General features: G+C 65.6%; 21 protein-coding genes. 9 read left to right on the plus strand and 12 right to left on the minus strand.

All coding sequences use genetic code 11. From position 1 onward, the window contains the following. The first annotated feature begins 161 nt into the window (after positions 1–161). Complete coding sequence (locus tag MIN45_RS05785; protein ID WP_286293991.1) at positions 162–755, plus strand: HNH endonuclease; 594 nt, start codon at positions 162–164, stop codon at positions 753–755. Here MIN45_RS05785 and MIN45_RS05790 read toward each other — a convergent pair. From MIN45_RS05790 to MIN45_RS05805, 4 genes are read right to left on the minus strand one after another with little or no spacing between them, the layout of a single operon-like run. Continuing rightward, entirely contained in the window at positions 743–1,225 is a 483-nt protein-coding gene (locus MIN45_RS05790) for a disulfide bond formation protein B (protein ID WP_422732673.1), read from the minus strand. The two genes, MIN45_RS05785 and MIN45_RS05790, sit on opposite strands and share 13 nt — an antisense overlap. A 9-nt stretch (positions 1,226–1,234) precedes the next feature. Then, positions 1,235–1,657 (minus strand): protoporphyrinogen oxidase HemJ, encoded by a 423-nt coding sequence (hemJ, locus tag MIN45_RS05795; RefSeq protein ID WP_286293992.1) that lies wholly within the window; start codon positions 1,655–1,657, stop codon positions 1,235–1,237. A 9-nt stretch (positions 1,658–1,666) separates the two neighbouring features. Continuing rightward, positions 1,667–2,164 (minus strand): TlpA family protein disulfide reductase, encoded by a 498-nt coding sequence (locus MIN45_RS05800; RefSeq protein WP_286293993.1) that lies wholly within the window; start codon positions 2,162–2,164, stop codon positions 1,667–1,669. Beyond that, entirely contained in the window at positions 2,136–3,452 is a 1,317-nt protein-coding gene (locus MIN45_RS05805) for a chloride channel protein (protein WP_286293994.1), read from the minus strand. Before MIN45_RS05805 ends, MIN45_RS05800 begins: the two co-directional genes overlap by 29 nt. Before the next feature lie 65 nt (positions 3,453–3,517). On the opposite strand from MIN45_RS05805, the gene argC reads away from it, so the two are divergent. Together argC and erpA are read left to right on the plus strand one after the other, a co-directional pair. After that, positions 3,518–4,546: an N-acetyl-gamma-glutamyl-phosphate reductase gene (gene argC, locus MIN45_RS05810; RefSeq protein ID WP_286293997.1), complete on the plus strand. Its 1,029-nt coding sequence runs from the start codon at positions 3,518–3,520 to the stop codon at positions 4,544–4,546. A gap of 119 nt (positions 4,547–4,665) precedes the next feature. After that, the gene (gene erpA, locus MIN45_RS05815; RefSeq protein WP_286294000.1) at positions 4,666–5,007 is read left to right on the plus strand and encodes an iron-sulfur cluster insertion protein ErpA; all 342 of its coding nucleotides are present in this window, start codon (positions 4,666–4,668) and stop codon (positions 5,005–5,007) included. On the opposite strand, the gene MIN45_RS05820 is transcribed toward erpA, so the two are convergent. From MIN45_RS05820 to MIN45_RS05830, 3 genes are read right to left on the minus strand one after another with little or no spacing between them, the layout of a single operon-like run. Then, positions 5,004–6,113, minus strand: a complete 1,110-nt coding sequence (locus tag MIN45_RS05820) for an anhydro-N-acetylmuramic acid kinase (RefSeq protein WP_286294001.1) — start codon at positions 6,111–6,113, stop codon at positions 5,004–5,006. The genes erpA and MIN45_RS05820 overlap by 4 nt on opposite strands. Beyond that, on the minus strand, positions 6,110–7,411 hold the full coding sequence (locus tag MIN45_RS05825; RefSeq protein WP_286294002.1) for a peptidoglycan DD-metalloendopeptidase family protein: 1,302 nt from the start codon (positions 7,409–7,411) through the stop codon (positions 6,110–6,112). The genes MIN45_RS05820 and MIN45_RS05825 overlap by 4 nt, the downstream gene beginning before the upstream one ends. Before the next feature lie 21 nt (positions 7,412–7,432). Then, complete coding sequence (locus MIN45_RS05830; protein ID WP_286294003.1) at positions 7,433–8,878, minus strand: zinc ribbon domain-containing protein; 1,446 nt, start codon at positions 8,876–8,878, stop codon at positions 7,433–7,435. Positions 8,879–9,188: 310 nt separating this feature from the next. Here MIN45_RS05830 and tyrS point away from each other — a divergent pair, with 310 nt between their 5' ends. Both tyrS and MIN45_RS05840 read left to right on the plus strand, forming a co-directional pair. After that, on the plus strand, positions 9,189–10,385 hold the full coding sequence (gene tyrS / locus MIN45_RS05835; protein ID WP_422732687.1) for a tyrosine--tRNA ligase: 1,197 nt from the start codon (positions 9,189–9,191) through the stop codon (positions 10,383–10,385). Then, a complete protein-coding gene (locus tag MIN45_RS05840) occupies positions 10,382–12,088 on the plus strand; it encodes a phosphohexomutase domain-containing protein (RefSeq protein ID WP_286294005.1) in 1,707 nt (568 codons plus the stop codon). Before tyrS ends, MIN45_RS05840 begins: the two co-directional genes overlap by 4 nt. Here the strand turns inward: MIN45_RS05840 and MIN45_RS05845 are convergent. Continuing rightward, the gene (locus MIN45_RS05845) at positions 12,085–12,948 is read right to left on the minus strand and encodes a hypothetical protein (protein WP_286294006.1); all 864 of its coding nucleotides are present in this window, start codon (positions 12,946–12,948) and stop codon (positions 12,085–12,087) included. The genes MIN45_RS05840 and MIN45_RS05845 overlap by 4 nt on opposite strands. Positions 12,949–13,099: 151 nt before the next feature. On the opposite strand from MIN45_RS05845, the gene MIN45_RS05850 reads away from it, so the two are divergent. Next, positions 13,100–13,975 (plus strand): ATPase, encoded by an 876-nt coding sequence (locus MIN45_RS05850; RefSeq protein ID WP_286294007.1) that lies wholly within the window; start codon positions 13,100–13,102, stop codon positions 13,973–13,975. Beyond that, a complete protein-coding gene (gene metA / locus MIN45_RS05855; protein WP_286294009.1) occupies positions 13,975–15,045 on the plus strand; it encodes a homoserine O-succinyltransferase MetA in 1,071 nt (356 codons plus the stop codon). The genes MIN45_RS05850 and metA overlap by 1 nt, the downstream gene beginning before the upstream one ends. A 32-nt stretch (positions 15,046–15,077) precedes the next feature. Here the strand turns inward: metA and MIN45_RS05860 are convergent, their stop codons facing one another. Next, a complete protein-coding gene (locus tag MIN45_RS05860) occupies positions 15,078–15,461 on the minus strand; it encodes a CBS domain-containing protein (protein WP_286294010.1) in 384 nt (127 codons plus the stop codon). 120 nt (positions 15,462–15,581) lie between these two features. Here MIN45_RS05860 and MIN45_RS05865 point away from each other — a divergent pair, with 120 nt between their 5' ends. Beyond that, entirely contained in the window at positions 15,582–16,418 is an 837-nt protein-coding gene (locus MIN45_RS05865; RefSeq protein WP_286294012.1) for a quinoprotein dehydrogenase-associated putative ABC transporter substrate-binding protein, read from the plus strand. Between the two features lie 86 nt (positions 16,419–16,504). On the opposite strand, the gene dtd is transcribed toward MIN45_RS05865, so the two are convergent. From dtd to MIN45_RS05880, 3 genes are read right to left on the minus strand one after another with little or no spacing between them, the layout of a single operon-like run. After that, the gene (gene dtd, locus MIN45_RS05870; RefSeq protein ID WP_286294013.1) at positions 16,505–16,948 is read right to left on the minus strand and encodes a D-aminoacyl-tRNA deacylase; all 444 of its coding nucleotides are present in this window, start codon (positions 16,946–16,948) and stop codon (positions 16,505–16,507) included. Then, on the minus strand, positions 16,920–17,693 hold the full coding sequence (locus MIN45_RS05875; RefSeq protein ID WP_286294014.1) for a slipin family protein: 774 nt from the start codon (positions 17,691–17,693) through the stop codon (positions 16,920–16,922). Before MIN45_RS05875 ends, dtd begins: the two co-directional genes overlap by 29 nt. After that, positions 17,690–19,012, minus strand: a complete 1,323-nt coding sequence (locus MIN45_RS05880) for an NfeD family protein (RefSeq protein WP_286294015.1) — start codon at positions 19,010–19,012, stop codon at positions 17,690–17,692. Before MIN45_RS05880 ends, MIN45_RS05875 begins: the two co-directional genes overlap by 4 nt. Before the next feature lie 164 nt (positions 19,013–19,176). On the opposite strand from MIN45_RS05880, the gene MIN45_RS05885 reads away from it, so the two are divergent. Next, positions 19,177–19,545 (plus strand): group I truncated hemoglobin, encoded by a 369-nt coding sequence (locus tag MIN45_RS05885; protein ID WP_286294016.1) that lies wholly within the window; start codon positions 19,177–19,179, stop codon positions 19,543–19,545.

Below are 19,545 nucleotides of genomic sequence, written 5' to 3' on the forward strand. Positions count from 1 at the left end.
AAACTGGTCAGTGGCGCGATTCTTGTTTTATATCAATCCGTTATGCGATTTTGACCGGTGAGGGGAGACGGGCTTGACAGCTCGGTTTCAAAACGAAGACGGAATGTGCATAAATCTTGACATGACGTGAAATTTTTCAATGCAACCGGGGTGGAGGCCACATGAACGCGCTGTCTTTGCAGGTGCTCAGGACCGATGCGGCGGGCATGCCGCTGGAATGGATCGATTATCAGGCGGCGGTCAAGCTGTATTATCTTGACCAGGTGGCCTACACCTGTGGGACGCCATTGTACCGGGTCCACGGCGGGGTGTGCGCCCGCACCGGGCGGCGCAGCGTCATCGAAGTACATTCCATCATCGCCACCTACGGTCACAGCGGCAAGACCCTGGGACCGGACTATATTCCGCCGCTCAACAATCGCACCCTGTTCCGGCGCGACGATCACCTGTGCCTGTACTGCGGTCAGCGCTTCCTGCACCGGGATCTGTCGCGCGACCACGTGACCCCCCTGAGCCAGGGCGGGCAGGACACCTGGACCAACGTGGTGACCGCCTGCAAGCGTTGCAACAACCACAAGGCGGGGCGGACTCCGGAGCAGGCCGGCATGGAGCTACTGGCGATCCCTTTCGTGCCGACCCACGCCGAGTACATTTATCTGCAGGGACGGCGGATACTCAGCGACCAGATGGAATTCCTACGCGCCCATTTCCCGCGCAAGAGTCCGCTGCACGCCCGCTTGCGTCAGCCCGCCTGAGGCCGCCATCCCAGCCACAGCGCCCAGCTGGCCAGTCCCAGGAAGGCCAGCAGGGTCCAGGCGGGAATGCTCAGCCCCAGGAAAGTCCACAGAACTTCGCTGCATTCACCGGTTCCGCTCAGCAGCAGGCGTAGGGTTTCGGTCAGGGGAAAATGCTCGAACACGTAACCCAGGCCGGGGCCGCAGGCCGGCACTTCGTCTTCCGGTAGATTCTGCAGCCAGACGTGGCGGGCCGAGATCGCCGCGCCCCCCAAGGCCAGCACCCCGGCCAGGGTGCCGTAAAGCCGGGGCGCGCGGTTGTGAAGTGCTGCGGCGAGGAAGACCAGTCCCACCAACAGCACCATGACCCGCTGGCTGATACACAGCGGGCACGGCTGCAGTCCCTCGACGAACTGAAACCAGGCCGCCACCGCCAGCAGTGCGGCGCAAAACGAAAAGCCGATCAGTGCACCTAATCTGAACGTCATCATTGGCTTCCCTTAGAACGGTTTGATCGTCGCCAGAATGACGATGGCGAACAGAAACACCACCGGCACCTCGTTGATCCAGCGATAGAATGCGTGACTGTGGCGGTTGCGGTCGTGTTTGAAGTCCAGTAGCCACTTGCCGCAGGCCAGATGGTAGGTCACCAGCCCCGCCAGCAGCGCCAGCTTGACATGGAGCCAGCCCTGCCGGCCGTAGAGGGCCCAGGCGTAGTCGGCCAGCATCCAGATGCCGAACGCGAAGGTCAGGATCATGCCCGGCGTCATGATACCGAAGTAGAGCTTGCGTTCCATGATCTTGAAGCGCTCGCGGCCGATCTCGTCCTCGGCCATGGCGTGATACACGAACAGGCGCGGTAGGTAGAACAGGCCGGCGAACCAGGTGACCATGAAAATGATGTGAAAGGCTTTGAGCCACATGCGCAGTCCTCACGATGAAAGACGGGTTTCGATCAGGCGGGCCAATTCGGCCTCGTCCACGTAGCCGGTGTGGCGCCAGACGATCCTGCCGCGGGGTGCGACGAGTATCCAGGCAGGCGTGAAACGGACACCGAAAGCGTCCGCGGCGGCCCCGGCGGGATCGAGGGCGACGGTGTAGGGCAGGGGATAGTCGCGGGCGAAACGCACCACCCGGTCGGGGCGGTCGTAGGGCATCGCCACCCCCACGATCTTAAGCCCTTTGGCGCCGAAGCGCCGGTGCAGGCGGACGAGCACGGGGATTTCCCGGAGGCAGGCCGGACAGGTGGTGGCCCAGAAGTTCACCAGCATCAGCCCCTGCCGGGGTGGGATGGAAACCGGGCGGCCGGAAAGATCGGTCAGCATCAAATGGGGCGGTTGCGCCAGCCGCCAGCCGAGCCAGGCGAGCAGGAGCGCCAGACCCAGTAGAATGCCCAGCCCTTTAAGCCTGCTGCGGAAGGTCGCGGACATAGTTCTCGGTCAGGATCTCGCACAGGGGGCGAGGGTTGAGCAGACGCGCCGTGCCGGTGGCGACGAAGGCGGTCGCCATCAACGGCAGCAGCAGTTCGTGGGTGTCGGTCATCTCCATCACCAGCACGAAGGCGGTCATCGGGTTCTGTAGCATGCCGGAGAAATAGGCGCACATGCTCAGCAGCACCATCGTCTGCAGCGGCGCCAGCGGCAGCCAGTGGTGCAGGTCGGCCCCGAGTCCGGCGCCCACCGCCAACGAGGGGACGAACAGCCCCGCGGGCACGCCGCTCAGGGCGGTGATCAGCGTCGCGAGCCCCTTCTCCAGGGGAAACCACAGGGAGGCGGCCTGGCTGGCGTTGACGATTTGTTTCAGCATCGGATAGCCGGTCCCTAGGGTCTGGCCTTCGCTCACCGTCGCCAGGGCCGCCAGCAGCAGGCCGGACAGGACGATCAGCGCCCAGCGGCTGCGCCGGCCCGCCTGGGACAGGCGTCGTCCGAGCCGCACCAGGAGGAAGGCGAAAATGCCTCCGGCCAGTCCGCCGGCGATCCCGCAGTACCCGATGCTGAGCCAGGCGCGGCCGTGGGGCTGCGCCACCTCGGTGGTTTCGAGGAAAATGTAGTGATTCAGGATCACGTAAGCGGTCATGCCGGCGAAGATGATGGCGGTCAGCACCAGACTGCTGATCTTTTCCTCCATCTCCCGCCCCAATTCCTCGATGGCGAAGATGATGCCCGCCAGCGGGGCGCTGAACAGGGCGGCGAAACCGGCGGCGCTGCCGGCCAGAATGAAACCTCGTTCCAGATAGTGGGGCGGAAAGCGGGCCGCTCTGCCCAGGGTGGTCATGATCGAAGCGCCGATCTGGATCGCCGGCCCCCCCAGTCCTGCGGACGCTCCCGCCAGTAGTCCCAGATTGGTGAGCGCCACCTTGCCGACGGCGATGGGAAAGGACACGAAGCGTTGGCGCAGCGTCAGATCCCCGTGTATCGCCAGTGCCGCCTTGACCTGGGGAACCCCGCTGCGTTCGGCTCCCGGGAACCAGCGTTCGGTCAGCCATACGGTCAGCGTCAGTCCCAGAGGACCGATGAGCCAGATACTCATCGGCGCCCGGTCGAAAAATGCACGCAGATGGACCACCGCCTGCTCGCTCAGCAGCGTCAGGGCGCTGACGAACAGCCCCACCAGAATGGCGCCGCTCCAGAACACCAGCCGCTGTTTCCAGCCGGCGGCGGTGAGCAGGGAGGCAGTGGCGTCGGTCTGGGCGTCCATCGGTGCGTGAAAAGCTTGCAAGGCTTCGAGTATAACAAATATACCTTGTTATAATGCTCGGTCTGTTTCGAGCCGGAGGTGAAGGAATGATCAAAGCGGCAGTGGTCGGCGGCACCGGTTACACCGGTGTCGAGCTGATGCGGATTCTGGCCCGCCATCCCCAGGCGGAGCTGGCGCTGGTGACCTCCCGCGGGGATGCGGGCAAGGCGGTGGCCGAGGTCTATCCCAACCTGCGCGGCGTGGTGGATTTGGCCTTCCAGCCGCCGGAACCGGAGCTTCTGGCCCAGGCCGACGTGATTTTCTTCGCCACCCCCAACGGCACCGCCATGCAGTACGCCCCGGCACTGCTGGACCGCGGCCGGGTGGTGATCGACCTGGCGGCCGACTTCCGCCTGAAGGACCCGCAGGTCTGGGAACAGTGGTACGGTCAGCCCCACGCCTGTCCCGAGCTGCTGGCGTCTGCGGTGTACGGCCTGCCGGAGGTCAACCGCAGCCAGATCAAGAAGGCCCGCCTGATCGCCTGTCCCGGCTGCTATCCCACCGCGGTGCAGCTGGGCTTTCTGCCGCTGCTGCACCACCAGCTGATCGAGCGCCAGGGGTTGGTCGCCGACTGCAAATCCGGGGTTTCCGGCGCCGGCCGCCAGGCCCAGGTGGCGACCCTGATGGCGGAAACCGGGGAAGGCTTCAAGGCGTATGCCGTGCCGGGCCACCGCCACCTGCCGGAGATCCGTCAGGGGCTGCAGGCCCTGGCCGGCAAGCCGGTGGCGCTGACCTTCGTTCCCCACCTGGCGCCGATGATCCGCGGCATCCACGCCACTCTCTACGCCCGCCTGCGTGAGGAGGCCGATCTCCAGGCCCTCTACGAGCGCCACTATGCCCGCGAGCCGTTCGTGGAAGTGTTGCCCGCAGGCAGCCATCCCGACACCGTCGACGTGCGCGGCGCCAACCGTTGCCAGATCGCCGTCCACCGTCCCGGCGGCGGCGACGTGGTGGTGGTGCTGGCGGTGATCGACAACCTGGTCAAGGGCGCGGCGGGCCAGGCGGTGCAGAACATGAACCTGGTGTTCGGCCTGCCGGAAACGGCGGGACTGGAGATGGCGGGGCTGTATCCTTAGCGGTTCCCAGGCCCCGGAGGACGGAAAAAATGGATCGGCGCCGGGCTTCCCCGGGCACTATTGTTGACTAAAATGGTCGGGTAAAAGGATAATCGTCCGCAGTCACAGCGAGGGAAACCATGTCAACCACCGAAACACCGATCGTGTTCACCGACAGCGCCGCCGCCAAGGTGGCGGAACTTCTGGCCGAGGAGGAAAATCCGGACCTGAAGCTGCGGGTTTACATCACCGGTGGCGGTTGTTCCGGGTTCCAGTATGGTTTCACCTTCGACGCCGACCAGGCCGAGGATGACACCGTGATCGAAAAGAACGGCGTCCAGGTGCTGATCGATTCCATGAGCATCCAGTATCTCAAGGGCGCCGAGATCGACTACAAGGACGATCTCTCCGGGGCCCGCTTCGTCATCCGCAATCCCAACGCCAGGACCACCTGCGGCTGCGGTTCGTCGTTCTCGGTCTAGGCCGGATAGACCGCCCCCAGAATCACTTCCTCACGGGCGCCGGTCACCGACGGCAGGTTGCCCGGCTTTCCCGCCAGGGTCCGCCAGGCCAGCCAGGCGAAGGCCAGCGCTTCCACCTGGTCCGGGTCGATGCCGCAGGCGACGGTGGTCGTGACCGGGCAGGGGCTGTGCCAGGCCAGGGCCGCCATCAGGACGGGATTGTGCACCCCGCCGCCGCACACCAGCAGCCGGGATGCCTCCGGCAGGGTCCGGCGCAGGGCGTCGATGGCGCTGACGGCGGTCAGCTCGATCAGGCTGGCCTGCACGTCCTCGGGAGGCAGGTCAGGAAAGTCGCGCAGATGCCCCGCCAGCCATTCCAGGGAGAAACGTTCCGGGCCGGTGCTTTTCGGCGGCCGGCGCTGGAAGTAGGGGTCGGTTAGCAGACGCCGCAACAGGGCCGGGTTGCAGGTTCCCAGTGCCGCCCAGCGGCCGGCCTCGTCCCACTGGCCCTGTGGATGATGGCGGCGGAACCAGGCATCGAGCAGGGTGTTGCCGGGGCCGGTGTCGAAGCCGGTGACCGGCCGTCCGTCTCCCGGCAGCAGGGTGAGGTTGGCGATGCCCCCCAGGTTGAGGACCGCGCGGTCCTCGCCCGGTTGAGAGAAAACGGCGCGATGGAACGCCGGCACCAGCGGGGCGCCCTGGCCGCCGACGGCGATGTCGCGGCGGCGGAAGTCGGCCACGGTGGTGATGCCGGTGAGCGCGGCGATGCGGTTGGGGTCGCCGATCTGCAGCGTGTAGGGGTGGCGGGCGTCAGGGCCGTGATGCAGGGTCTGGCCGTGGCTGCCGATGGCGCGGATTTTGTGAGGAGGAATGCCGGCCTCGCGCAGCAGGGCCAGCGCCGCCCGGGCGAAGGTCTCCCCCAGCCAGGCATCGAGCTCCCCCAGCAGGGGAAGGGGGATTTGGTCGCCGAAGCAATGGCGCTGCAGCGTGGCGCGCAGTTCCGCCCCGAAGGGATGGTAATGCCAGGCGAGGGTGCGGATGTCGCGGTCGCCGCGGATCTCGGCCAGCACCGCATCGACGCCGTCGAGGCTGGTGCCGGCCATCAGCCCGATGTAGCGGTCGCTCACCGTTTGGTTTCGGTCCGGGCCAGGGACTGGGGGGGCGGTTTTTCCAGTTCCGCCAGCAGGGGGGCGGCCTGCTGCTCGAAAGCCGTCCGCAGGCCGGCGGGCAGCGGACGGCTGTCGGGCAGGGGGACGGTCAGGGGATCGCGGTGGACGCCCCTGATGCGGAATTCGTAGTGTAGGTGCGGCCCTGTGGCCAGCCCCGACTTGCCGATGTAACCGATGACGTCCCCCTGGCGGACCCGGCTGCCCTGCTTGAACTTGCCGAAGCGGTGCAGGTGGGCGTAAAGGGTGGTGTAACCGCGGCCGTGGTCGAGAATGACGACCCGCCCGTAACCGCCCTTCCAGCCGCGGAAGACGACCCTACCGTCGCCGGTGGCGTGCACCGGGGTGCCGATGGGGGCGGCGTAGTCCACGCCTTTGTGGGCGCGGATGCGGTGCAGCACCGGATGGCGGCGGTGGAGGTTGAAGCGGGAACTGATGCGGGCTGACTTGACGGGGGTGCGCAGGAACGCCTTGCGCAGAGGGCGGCCTTCCGGGGTGTAGTAATCGACGTGGCCGTCGGGGTGGACGAAGCGGACGGCGCGGTAAATCTTGCCCTGGTTGACGAACTCGGCGGCGATGATGGGGCCGTCGCCGATGACCTCCCCGTCCAGGCGGAGCTTCTCGTAGAGGATCTGGAAACGGTCGCCCGGACGGATGCTGCGGGCGAAGTCGATGTCCCAGCCGAAGATTCCGGTCAGCGCCATGATGAGCTTGTCGCTCAGACCGGCCTGGTGACCCGCTTCGTACAGGGTCGAGTCGATGGTGCCGCGGGCGTGGCGCAGCTCCCTTAAGGGGTGTTCGAGGATCTTTTCTATGGCGAAGCCGGTCGCCGTCGGCGTGGCCTCCAGCCGCTCCATGCGGCTGCGTTCATAGACCAGCTTCTCCAGGGTGCCGTCGGCCGTCACCAGGAATTTCAGCGTCCGCCCTGGATAGAGCTGAGTCAGGGTTTTGGCCAGGGGATCGTCGGCGGTCAGCAACCGCCGGAGGTGGCGCGCGTCGATGCCGTGACGGGCGAAGATGGCCGCCAGGGTGTCCCCCCGGGCGATACGGTGTTCCACCCAGCTCGCCTGTGGCTTCTCGATGGGTGTGGTCGGCGCCGGAGGGAGCAGGAGATCGGCCGCTGCCTGGCTGTCTTCCTTTGCCGCCGGAACCGTTGGCGTTCGCAGGGTTTGCATCTCCCAGAAATCCAGGCCGGCGGCGGCGATCATGAGGGCGCCGAGCATGGCGAGCAGGTATTTGGGATTGAGAATCGTGGCCATCGGCACTGAACCTCCCCATGCCTAAAGGCAGGGGGTTCTGGCGGGAACCACCGCCGCCTCTCTTCCATCCCTTCCGGGAATGGAAGCCTCGACTTTGGCTGTCCCACCTTCTTCGGACGACCCGCTCTGCCTCCGAAAAGCCCCGAAGGTGGCAGGAACCTTGCCCTTGCCATCGCAGGTTGCTCGCCTCCACGCCGCCCGAAGGAGCGGTTCCGCACCCGGCCAGCGCTCGCGCGCCAGCCCCACGTGGAGGGCCTCTCCTTCAACGCAGCGGGCCAGAAACGCGCTGTAGAGGTCGCGTTGCATGACAACACCACACCCGCAGGCGTGGATGCGTTGGGAGAGGGGCTTTTTCTCGACCGACCCGCAGTGGTGGCACACCTGGCTCAACCGGGTGGTGCGGGTCGGAAAGGTTTCCAGCCTCCCGCCGGCGCTTTCAGCCTTGCGGTTCAGCCGGTTCAGAAACAGGGACGGCGCCCGGTCGCGGATACTGCGCCCGAAGCGCTTTTGCCAGGCCCGGATGGAGACGGCTTCGGTCTTGAAGACCCGTCCCATAGCCATGAGCCTATTGGCCAGCCGGCCGTGTTCGGTCTTGCGGGCTTCTGCCATACGGCGCTGCAATTCCCGAAGCTCGGCCTGGAGCCTCAGATAGCCGTGGGAATGGACCCAGCGCTGGGGGCCTTTCTTGACCGTCCCATCCGGGTGGTAGTTGTCGGGGTTGGTGGCCCGCCGGGAGCGGTCCATGGCCCGTTGAATCCGCCGGATCTTCCTGCCCAGATATTCGACCGAGGGGCAGAAGGGTTCCAGCAGGGCTTCTTCTTCCCCCACCGCGGCGATGGTGGAGGGGCCGATGTCCAGGCCCACGTCGCCTTCGCCGATGGGGTGCTTGTCCTTCCACTTGGGCCGGCCTTCCAGCACCAGCTGGACGTACCAGCGCCGCCGCCCCCGAAGCTGGCGCCACACCAGCCGGACGTACTTGACCCGGCATTGCAGGGCGAAGGTTTGCACACCATGCTTGTCCTTACGGTCGAACAGGGGGCGCAGCACCACTCCCTTCCATTCCACCCGGTCGCCGCGCCAGCGGATGCCTGCCGCGTTGCTCTTGCCTTCGACCGATTGCAGCGCCTTGATCCGGCCCTTGAACCGGGGCCGGCCCCGCTTGCCTAAGCGGTACTGCTCCACCGCGTTGAAGGCCCGGAGGGCTGTCTTCTGGGTGACGTGAGCGTCGAGATGATCGCCAATCCAGCAGGCATTCTTGCAGGCCGTGCCATACGCCTCGATGGCATGGGCGCTGAAACCGAAACGCTGTTGCAGCCCGTCGAACGCCGCCCGCCTTGCCTGCTTCTGCTCCCTGGGTATCTGCTGGGCCGCCTGCCAATCCCTGGAGGACCGCATCCGGTCCAACCGCCGCAGGGCCTCCCCCAGGCAGGCGTTGTACAGCTGCCTTGCCGCCTCGAAGCGGGCCATCAAAACACGCTCTGCCGCCCTATCGACCCGAAGGGGCAGTTCCAGAACGAACGAGGGCGATGGGCTGCGCTTGGACATGGCGATGGGCTGCGCTTGGACATGGCGATGGGCTGCGCTTGGACATGGCGATGGGCTGCGCTTGGACATGGCGATAGTATACAACCAGCTACAGGGCGCCGCTTATCCCTAGCCTTCCGGCAGGGGCTTGCGCGGCGCTATTCGGTCAAGCAGTACGACACGAGCGCCCTAGTCTATATAATGTCGGGCAAGCTTGCCAATTCTGAACACTCAAGGAGATTCCATGACGGATGTGGAACAGGCGCTGGCGCTGATCAAGCGTGGAACCGAGGAAATCCTGCCGCAGCAGGAGCTGGTCGAGCGGCTTCGCAGCGGCCGGCCGCTCAGGGTCAAGGCCGGCTTCGACCCCACCGCCCCGGATCTGCATCTGGGCCACACGGTGCTGCTCAACAAGCTCAAGCAGTTCCAGGATCTGGGCCACGAAACCATCTTCCTCATCGGCGACTTCACCGCCATGATCGGCGATCCCACCGGCAAGAGCCAGACCCGCCCGCCCCTGACCCGCGACGAGGTGATCGAGAACGCCCGCACCTACGAAGAACAGATCTTCAAGATCCTCGACCCGGAGAAAACCCTGGTGATGTTCAACTCCAGCTGGATGAACGCCATGAGCGCTGCCGACCTGATCCAGCTGGCGGGCAAATACACCGTGGCGCGGATGCTCGAGCGCGACGATTTCAGCAAGCGTTACCAAAGCGGCCAGGCCATCGCCATCCACGAATTCCTCTACCCCCTGATCCAGGGCTACGATTCGGTCGCCCTCAGGGCCGACGTGGAGCTGGGCGGCACCGATCAGAAGTTCAACCTGCTGGTGGGCCGCCACCTGCAGGAGAGCTACGGCCAAAAGCCCCAGGTGGTCATCACCCTGCCGCTCCTGGAGGGGCTCGACGGGGTGCAGAAGATGTCCAAGTCCCTGGGCAACTACGTCGGCATCACCGAACCGCCGGAAGAACAGTTCGGCAAGCTGATGTCGATTTCCGACGAACTGATGTGGCGCTACTTCGAGCTCCTCAGCTTCCGTCCCATGGAAGAAATCGAAGACTGGAAGCGGGCCTGCGCCGAGGGGGCCAACCCCCGCGACTTCAAGGTCAGGCTGGCGCTGGAGATCGTCGCCCGTTTCCACGGTGAGGAAGCCGCACGCAAGGCGCTGGAGCAGTTCGAGGCCCGCTTCAAGCGCGGCGCGCTGCCGGAGGATCTGGAAACCGTGACCGTGACGGCTCCGGAACCGGAAGGCATCGGCATCGCCCACCTGCTGCGGGAGGTCGGACTGGTGAAAAGCACCTCCGAGGCGCTGCGGATGATCCGGCAGGGGGCGGTCAAGATCGACGGCGAGCGGGTGGAGGATCCCAAAAGGGTGATTCCGCCGGGCCGGATCCATATCTTTCAGGTGGGTAAACGGCGTTTTGCCAAAGTGGAGGTGGTGCGATGAGCCAGGAACCGACGTTACGGGACATTCTCGATCATGCGCCCAAGCGGCTGCGTTTCGGCACCAGCGGGGTGCGCGGCAAGGTGGAGGAACTGACGGATGTGGAGGTCTATTGCCTCACCCGCGGCATCCTGGAGTATTTCCAGACCCGTGGCCGGCTGACCTGTCCCGGTCACGAAGGCGAGGTGGCGATCCCTCTGGCCGGGGACCTGCGTCCTTCCACCGAGCGGATCCTACAGGCGGTGGCCAAGGGCATCGCCGACGCCGGCCTGGCGGTGGACCATTGCGGCCGCATCCCCACGCCCGCCCTGACCTATTACGCCCTGCAGCGCCGCGAGGCCAGCTTCGTGGTCACCGGCAGCCACATCCCCGCCGACCGCAACGGCATCAAGCCCAACCGCTGTGACGGCGAGGTGCTCAAAAGCGACGAGCCGGGCATCGTCGAGGCGGTACAGCGCTTCCGGGAACAGGAATACGGCCGCCCCGCCGCCGAATCCCCCTTCGGCCCCGACGGTATGCTCAAGCCCGAAACACGCCCGCAGCTGCCGCCGGTCGATGAGGCGGCCGCCGAGGTTTACCGTCGGCGCTACCGCGAGGTCTTCGCTGTCGATGCCCTTTCCGGCTGGCGGGCGCTGTTCTTCGAATACAGTGCCGTGGGCCGAGACCTGATCCCCCAGATCCTGCGCGCTGCCGGCGCCGAAGTCGTCTGCGCCGGGCGCAGCGACCACTTCGTCCCCCTCGACACCGAGGCCATCTCCGACGCCCATTTGCAGATGCTCGGTGACCTGGCCGGACGGCAGGATCGCCACATCGACGTAATCCTCTCCACCGACGGCGACAGCGACCGGCCCCTGGTGGTGGCGGTGGACGGGGACGAACTTCATTTCATCCCCGGCGACCTGCTGGGCGCCATCGTCGCCGAATTTCTCGGGGCCGACGCGGTGGCGGTGCCCATCAGCGCCAATCCGGTGCTGGAGGAATGGCTCGGCGCCCACGGCATCCGTGTGCGACGCACCCGCATCGGCTCCCCCTATGTGATCGAAGCCATGCAGGAACTGCTGGCCGACGGCTGCCGCCGGGTCATGGCCTGGGAGGCCAACGGCGGTTTCCTGCTGGGGTGCGACGTCGAATTCGGCGGCGGAGTGCTCAAGGCCCTGCCGACCCGGGACGCGACCCTGCCGCTGCTGTGCGTGCTGGCCGCCGCCAAACGGCACGAAGGGGGGCTGCTGGGTCTGCTGGAAGCCTTTCCGCCCTGCTACGGCAAGTCGGATCTGATCGACGATTTCCCCCAGGCCGAAAGCCGGCGCATCGTCGAATACTTCACCCCGGAGGACGCGCGGATCAAGGAACTGCGTTTCGAGGAGAACGGCATCGCGCTGTTCGACGCCGAGGGCAACCGCATCGGCTTCTGGCCCCAGGGCAGCCCCGAGGCCCGGTCCTGGGCGGCGAAGAAACGGCTGCTGGAAAGCGTGTTCCGCCCTGAAGACGGCTTTGCGCCAGTGGTGAAGCTCAACGTCCTCGACGGGGTGCGCTGCTATTTCGCCAACGGCGAGATCGCCCACGTGCGCCCCTCCGGCAACGCCCCGCAGCTGCGCATCTACGCCTTTGCCGATATGCGCGACCGGGCACGGGAGATCGCCGCCCTGGCGGTTGCCGAGCCGGACGGACTGCTGCGGCGGCTGGCACGCCGGGTGGCGGCCGCCTAGCGGGTCCGGACCCGGGTCAGGCGCAAGCGGGCCTGGGGCAGGGCTTCCACATAACCGTGGAGCTGCAGCGGCAGGTGGGTGGCCGGATCGCGCAGCACCTCGATGACGCCTTCCATCCCTAGGAACTCGAAGGCTTCGGGGTTGCGCTCCGGTTCCAGGGGGGTCGGCAGGATGCGCCAGCGCTCGGCTTCGATTCTGCCCTGGATGCGCTCGCCGTCACGCTGGAAGTCCGCAGCGAAGCTTTGCACCCCCTCCCGCTGCAGGCGGATCTCATAGACGCTGTGTTTGTTGAACAGGCACAGCGGTGTGCCGGGGATCTGCTTCCGGCTCAGCTGGATCAGCAGCGCGTAAGGATCGCTGATCATCCCGCAGCGCCGGACGACTTTGGGGGAATAGGGGTGGAACTGTTCGCTTGTGAGCGGCCATTGGGACGGCGGGGCGTCTGTCCCGTCCCGGGGGCGGTAGCGCAGGCGGTAAACGCCGTGTTCGGCGTAGCGGTAGATTTTCAGGTTGCGCGAACGGCCGGATTTCAGGCGGTTGCGTTGCAGGGCGCGCCAGTCCGGTTGCAGCCACAGGTCCCCCAGCCAGGTTTTGGTGCTCAGAAACCATTGCAGCCGGGTGGCGACCTTGAGATGGATCAGGCGGGGCATCCGCGGCGCCAGCGCCCGCGGGCGTTGGATCAGGGGGGCGGCACCGGCGTCGATGTCCTCGATCTCCGCGGTGACCGTGAACGCGGGCGGCAGTTCGAAAGTGAGACTGCGCCACGTCGGCCTGAGCGGATTTTCGGCCGCCGGGACGATGGCCGGGAACCACAGCAGCACCGCGGGCAGCAGCAGGAATGACACGACTGTCGCTTTCATGCAAACGATTGTCGCATAATTCTGACATTTTGTCGTCGATACCGCGGCGGTTGAACCGGCTGTCGGCATTTCAGTCCAAGACTGCGGTTGCCGCACCGGCCGGCAGGCCGCTACCATAACCGTTTTTTTTCGAATCTCGGAGTCCGAATCGATGCGATTGACGCCGCGGGAATTTCTCGCCTGGGATGCCAAACGGATCACCCTTCTGGGGATGTCCGGGGTTGGCAAGACCACCCTCGCCAACAAGCTGCCCAAGGAGCAGTGGTTCCACTATTCCGGTGATTACCGCATCGGCACCAAGTACCTGAACGAGCCGATTCTCGACAACATCAAGCGCCAGGCGATGCAAGTGCCGTTTCTGCGCGACCTGCTGCGTTCCGACTCCATCTACATCTGCAACAACATCACCGTGGACAATCTGACGCCGATTTCCACCTTTCTCGGCAAGGTCGGCGATCCGGCCCGGGGCGGCCTGCCCCTGGCGGAGTTCAAGCGCCGCCAGACCCTGCACCGGGAGGCGGAGATCGCCGCCATGCTCGATGTGCCCGCCTTCATCGACAAGGCACGCGACATCTACGATTACCGCCATTTCATCAACGACGCCGGCGGCAGCGTGTGCGAGCTGGACGCGCCGGAAGTGCTGGAAACCCTGGCCCGGCATACGGTGATGGTTTACATCCGCACCACGCCGGATCTGGAGCAGACCCTGATCGAGCGTGCCCGCCGCGCTCCCAAGCCGCTGTACTACCGCGAGGATTTCCTGGACCGGCAGCTGCACGAATTCATGCGGGAGAAGGGTTACCGGGCGGTGGAGGAAATGCCGCCGGACGAGTTCGTGATCTGGGTGTTTCCGCGTCTGTTGAAATCTCGTTTGCCGCGCTATCAGCAGATCGCCGACCGCTATGGCTATGTCATCGACGCCGGCGAGGCGGCGAAGGTCCGGGACGAGCAGGATTTCCTCCAGCTGGTGGCCGACGCCATCGCCGCCCGCGAAGGCCGGAAGCAATGCCAGGGAGGGGCGGGCTGATGCCGCTGGTCGCCCATACATCGCTGCCCACCTTCGCGCGCCTGCGGGCCGAGGGCCAGAAGGTGCTGACCCCGGAATACGCCCGCCATCAGGACATCCGCGAACTCCACATCGGCCTCCTCAACATGATGCCGGACAAGGCCCTGGAGGCCACCGAGCGCCAGTTCTTCCGGTTGCTGGGCGCCTGCAACCAGATCGTCCAGTTCTACGTCCATCCCTTCACCATCGACGGCCTGCCGCGGGGACCGGAGGCCCAGGCCCACATCGACCGCTATTACGAGCCCTTCGAGCGGATCAGGGCGGAGGGGCTCGACGCCCTCATCGTCAGCGGCGCCAACGTTACCCATCCGGACCTGCCCCAGGAAGCCTTCTGGGAACCGCTGACGGCCGTGTTCGACTGGGCCAAGCGCAACGTCACCTCGATCCTGTGTTCCTGTCTGGCGACCCACGCCCTGGTGCAGTACTGCTACGGCATCCGCCGCACCCGCCTGCCGGCCAAGCGCTGGGGGGTGTATTCCCACCGGGTGGTGGAGCCGCGCCATCCGCTGGTGGCCGACATCAACACCCGCTTCGATGTTCCCCATTCCCGCTTCAACGAACTGCTCCGTGCCGACCTGGAACGGGTCGGGGTGCGGGTGCTGGTGGAGAGCGCCGAGGCGGGCGTCCACCTGGCCACCAGCCCCGACGGGTTCCGGGTAGTGTTCTTCCAGGGCCATCCCGAGTACGACACCATCAGTCTGCTGAAGGAATACAAGCGGGAGGTGATGCGTTACTGGGCCGGCGAGCGCGACGACTATCCGCCGTATCCGGAGAATTATCTGCCGACGGCGGCCATCGCCCGCCTCGACGCCTATCGCGAGGATGTGGATGCGGCCCGACGCCGGGGGCTCTCGCTGCCGGAATTCCCCGAGGCCGAGTTGGTCCCAGCGCTCGACAACACCTGGCGTGACACCGCCAAAGCGGTGTTCAACAACTGGCTGGGATTGGTGTACCAGGTCACCGATCAGGACCGGCGGGTGCCGTTCATGCCCGGCGTCGATCCGGACAATCCGCTGGGATTGGATTTCTGAAATCTGAAACGCTGAAGAATGTCGGTGATTCGCTACCGGACCAGACGCAGCAGGTCGAAGGCGGTGATGATGCCGCGCACGTGCTGGCGGTCGCCCACCAGGACCCGGTGGATTCCTTGGTCGATCATCAGCTCCGCCACTTCCGGGGGCGAAAGGTCGGGGGGGACGAACACCACGTTGTCGGTCATGATGTCGGCCACGGTGACCTTCTCCGGGGAGATGCCGCGGGACTGAAAGCGCAGGGCGCGGATGACGTCGGTCTTGGAGGCGATGCCGACGATTTCGCCGGTGGCGTTCTGGACCGGCGCCCCGTCGATATTCTGGACGGTGAGGAATTCCTCGAACTGTTCCAGGGTCATTTCCGGCGGGACGGAAACCACCCGCGGTTCCATGATGTCTTTGGCTTGCAGGGTCATGATGATTCCTGGCTGAAAGGATTTTTCCAAATTACCCCAAAACGCCTGGGTGAACAAGGACCGGCCCGACTTTTCGGTATACTTTCCCGTTAGCCATTTTTTACGATGGAGCTTTGCATAATGAAACGTTATCCCAAATTGGTTCTGCTGGCGGCGCTGTTGGGATTGGGCGTGTCGGCCCCCCGGGCACAGGAGGAAGCCTTCCGTGTCTGTGCCGATCCGGCCAACCCGCCCTTGTCCACCCGCAACCAGGACGGTTTCGAGAACCGGATCGCCGCGCTGCTGGCCCAGGAACTGGGGCAGCGGGTGGAATATACCTGGTTTCCCCAGCGCATCGGGTTTCTGCGCAACACCCTGAAGAAGAAGGATCCCGACACCGGCCGCTACCGCTGCGACGTGGTCATGGGCGTGCCGGCCGGCTACGAGCTGGCGGCGACCACCAAGCCCTACTACCGTTCCACCTACGTGCTGGCGGTGGCCAGGGGCAAGGGCTTCGACGACATCCAACGGCCCGAACAGCTCTTCGAACTGCCGACGGAACGCAAGCGCCAGCTCAAGATCGCCATGTTCGACCGCACCCCCGGGGTGACCTGGCTGCTGCGCCACGGCTTGCTCAAGCAGGGGCGGACCTATCAGTCCATGACCGGCGATCCCGAAGTCAACACCGCCATGCGTCTGGAGCGTGAATTCGACGCCGGCAACGTCAACATGGCCATCGTCTGGGGCCCCATCGGCGCCTATCTGGCCTGGAGGCACCCGGACGACTACACCCTGATTCCGCTCAAATCCGAGAAAGGGGCGCGTTTCCACTACGCCATCTCCATGGCGGTGCGCCGCGGGGACAAGGCGCGCCGCGACCAGCTGCAGCGGCTGCTCGACGCCAAGCGCGACGATATCCTCGCTATCCTCAAGGAATATCACGTGCCTTTGGTGGACAAGGAGGGCAATCCGCTCTGAAGACTGACCTCGGCGGCTTGGGGATACTGGCCCGGCGGGATTGCCCGTCGGGCTGGTTTCGTTTGCGAAGGGCTGCGCCGGAGTGATTACGGACGGGCTTTGAGGATGAAGGTTACCGGCCCATCGTTGACCAGGGCCACCTGCATGTCGGCTCCGAAACGGCCGGTCGCCACCGGGCGGTGACGCCGGCGGCAGGTCTGGACCAGACGCTCGAACAGCCGCCGCCCGGTTTGCGGGTCGGCCGCGGGGGTGAAGCTGGGGCGAGTGCCCTTGCGGGTGTCGGCGGCGAGGGTGAACTGGGGCACCAGCAACAGGCCGCCGCCGGTGTCGGTGAGGCTGAGGTTCATCTTGCCCTCGGCGTCGGCGAACACCCGGTAGCCGAGCAGGCGTTCGGCCATCCGCTCGGCCTGGGCTTCGGCGTCGCCTTTCTCCACCGCCACCAGCACCAGCAGGCCGGGGCCGATCTTTCCCACGGTTTCGCCGGCGACGGTGACGCGGGCTTCAGTGACCCGCTGCAGTACCGCGATCATCTTTGTCGCCAGTCCCTTTGACCAGGTTGAGGAATTCCAGCGGCAGCGGGAAGACGATGGTGTTGGACTTGTCGCCGGCGATCTCGATCAGGGTCTGCAGATAGCGCAGCAGGATGGCCTGGCGCTCCTTGGACAGGGTGCGGGCGGCCTCCAGCAGCTTTTCCGCCGCCTGCATCTCCCCCTCGGCATGGATGATCTTGGCGCGCCGTTCGCGCTCGGCCTCGGCCTGGCGGGCGATGGCGCGCACCATGCTTTCGTCGAGATCGACGCGCTTGATCTCCACGTTGATGACCTTGATACCCCAGGCGTCGGTCTGGACGTCGAGGATGGCCTGGATGTCGGTGTTGAGTTTCTCCCGCTCGGCGAGCATTTCGTCCAGATCGTGCTGCCCCAGGACCGAGCGCAGCGTGGTCTGGGCCAGCTGGCTGGTGGCCTCGTAGTAGTTTTCCACCTGGATGATGGCCTTGGCCGGGTCCACCACGCGGAAATAGACCACCGCGTCCACCCGTACCGAGACGTTGTCGCGGGAGATGACGTCCTGGCGCGGCACGTCCATCACCACGGTGCGCATGTCCACCCGCACCATGCGCTGGATGAAGGGGATGACCAGGATCAGCCCCGGTCCCTTGACCTTGTAGAAACGCCCCAGCAGGAAGATGACCCCGCGTTCATATTCCCACAGGATGCGGATGGCGCTGAGCAGAAAGATCAGCAGCAGGACGATGACGACGATCAAGGCGTTCATGGGCGTTCCTCCCCGATGGGTGTGACGTGTAGCGTGAGACCTTCGACGGCGACGACCTTGAGGCGCTGGCCCTTGCGCACCGGCCGGTCGCTGACCGCGCGCCAGCGTTCCCCCAGCACCAGGACCCAGCCTTCCCGCTCGAAGTCCTCCAGGGCGACGGCCGGATGCTGCAGCACCTCCTCGGCGCCGGTCAGGGCGGGGCGCCTGCGTGCCTTCAGGATCAGCCCCAGACCGAAGATCAGCAGCAGTCCCGAGGCGATGGCGAAACCGAGGATCAGCTCCCGCTGGATCTCGAAGCCCGGCACGCCGGTGTCCAGCAGCAGGATCGAGCCCAGGGTGAAGGCGACGATGCCGCCGATGCCGAGGATGCCGAAGCTGGGCACGAAGGCCTCGGCCACCATCAGCGCCAGTCCCAGCAGAATCAGCCCCAGGCCGGCGTAATTGACCGGCAGCACCTGGAAGGCGAACAGGGCCAGCAGCAGGCAGATGCCCCCCAGCACCCCCGGCACCACGGCGCCGGGATTGGAGAATTCGAACAGCAGGCCGTAGATGCCGATAAGCATCAGGATGTAGGCGACGTTGGGGTCGGTGAGCACCGCCAGCAGGCGGGTGCGCCAGTCCGGCCGCCAGCGTTCCAGCGTCAGGCCGTCGGTGTCCAGGGTGAGCGTGCGTCCCAGCACCTGGACCCTGCGGCCGTCGAGCTGGCGCAGCAGGTCGCCGATGTCAGTGGCGATCAGATCGATGACCTTTTGCCGCAGCGCCTCCTCGGCGGTGAGGGTGGCCGCCTCCCGCACCGCCTTCTCGGCCCACTCGGCGTTGCGGCCACGCATCTGCGCCAGTCCCTTGATGAAGGCCACCGCGTCGTTGACCAGCTTGCGTTCCATGGCCGATGCGGGCGGTTTTTCCTTTTTCTCGTCTCCCCTGCGGGGCGGGGAAAGGCCGCCCAGTTGCACCGGGGTGGCGGCGCCGATGCTGGTGGCCGGGGCCATGGCGGCGACGTGGGCGGCATAGACGATGTAGGTGCCGGCGCTGGCGGCCCGCGCCCCGCTGGGGGCGACGTAGGCGACCACCGGGACCGGGGAGGCGATGATCTGTTTGATGATGGCGCGCATGGAAGCGTCGAGGCCGCCGGGCGTGTCAAGGCGCAGGACGACCAGCACCGCGCCTTCCTCGGCGGCGTGGGTCAGGCCGCTTTCGACGTAGTCGGCCGCCGCCGGGCCGATGGGCCCTTCCAAATCCAGTTGCAGCGCCACCCCGCCGGCGCGCACCAGCAGAGGCAGACATGCCAGAAACAGCAGGAGCCACCGGCGTATGGCCATTTGCTTCTCCCTTGCCGTCGATAGCGCCAGCCTACCCTGCCTGCCGCCTGCAGGCAAGCGACTCAGGCGGCGGTATTTTGCTTTTCAATTCACTTGCCTCTAAAATTCCAAGCTTGAATGCTGTATCAGAGCAAGGCTATACCTGAAGCGAAGGAGTACCTTAGATGAGCGAAAGTTTGTATGAAAAGCTGGGTGGCGAGGCGGCTGTCAACACTGCGGTGGACATCTTTTACCGCAAAGTGTTGGCGGACGAGCGGATTGCCCATTTTTTCGATGGGGTAGACATGGAAAAGCAGGCCGCCAAGCAGAAGGCCTTTCTCACCATGGTCTTTGGCGGCCCTGCCAATTATACCGGCAAAGACATGCGTGAGGGTCACAAGCACTTGGTCGAGCGAGGGCTGAACGATTCCCATGTCGATGCGGTGCTGGAAAACCTGCGGGAAACGTTGGAAGAGTTGAATGTAGCGCCCGACCTCATCCAACAAGTGATCGACATCGCCGAGTCCACCCGCGACGACGTGCTCAATCGCTGA

It is taken from the genome of Methylomarinovum tepidoasis, assembly GCF_030294985.1.
Lineage (GTDB): Bacteria > Pseudomonadota > Gammaproteobacteria > Methylococcales > Methylothermaceae > Methylohalobius > Methylohalobius tepidoasis.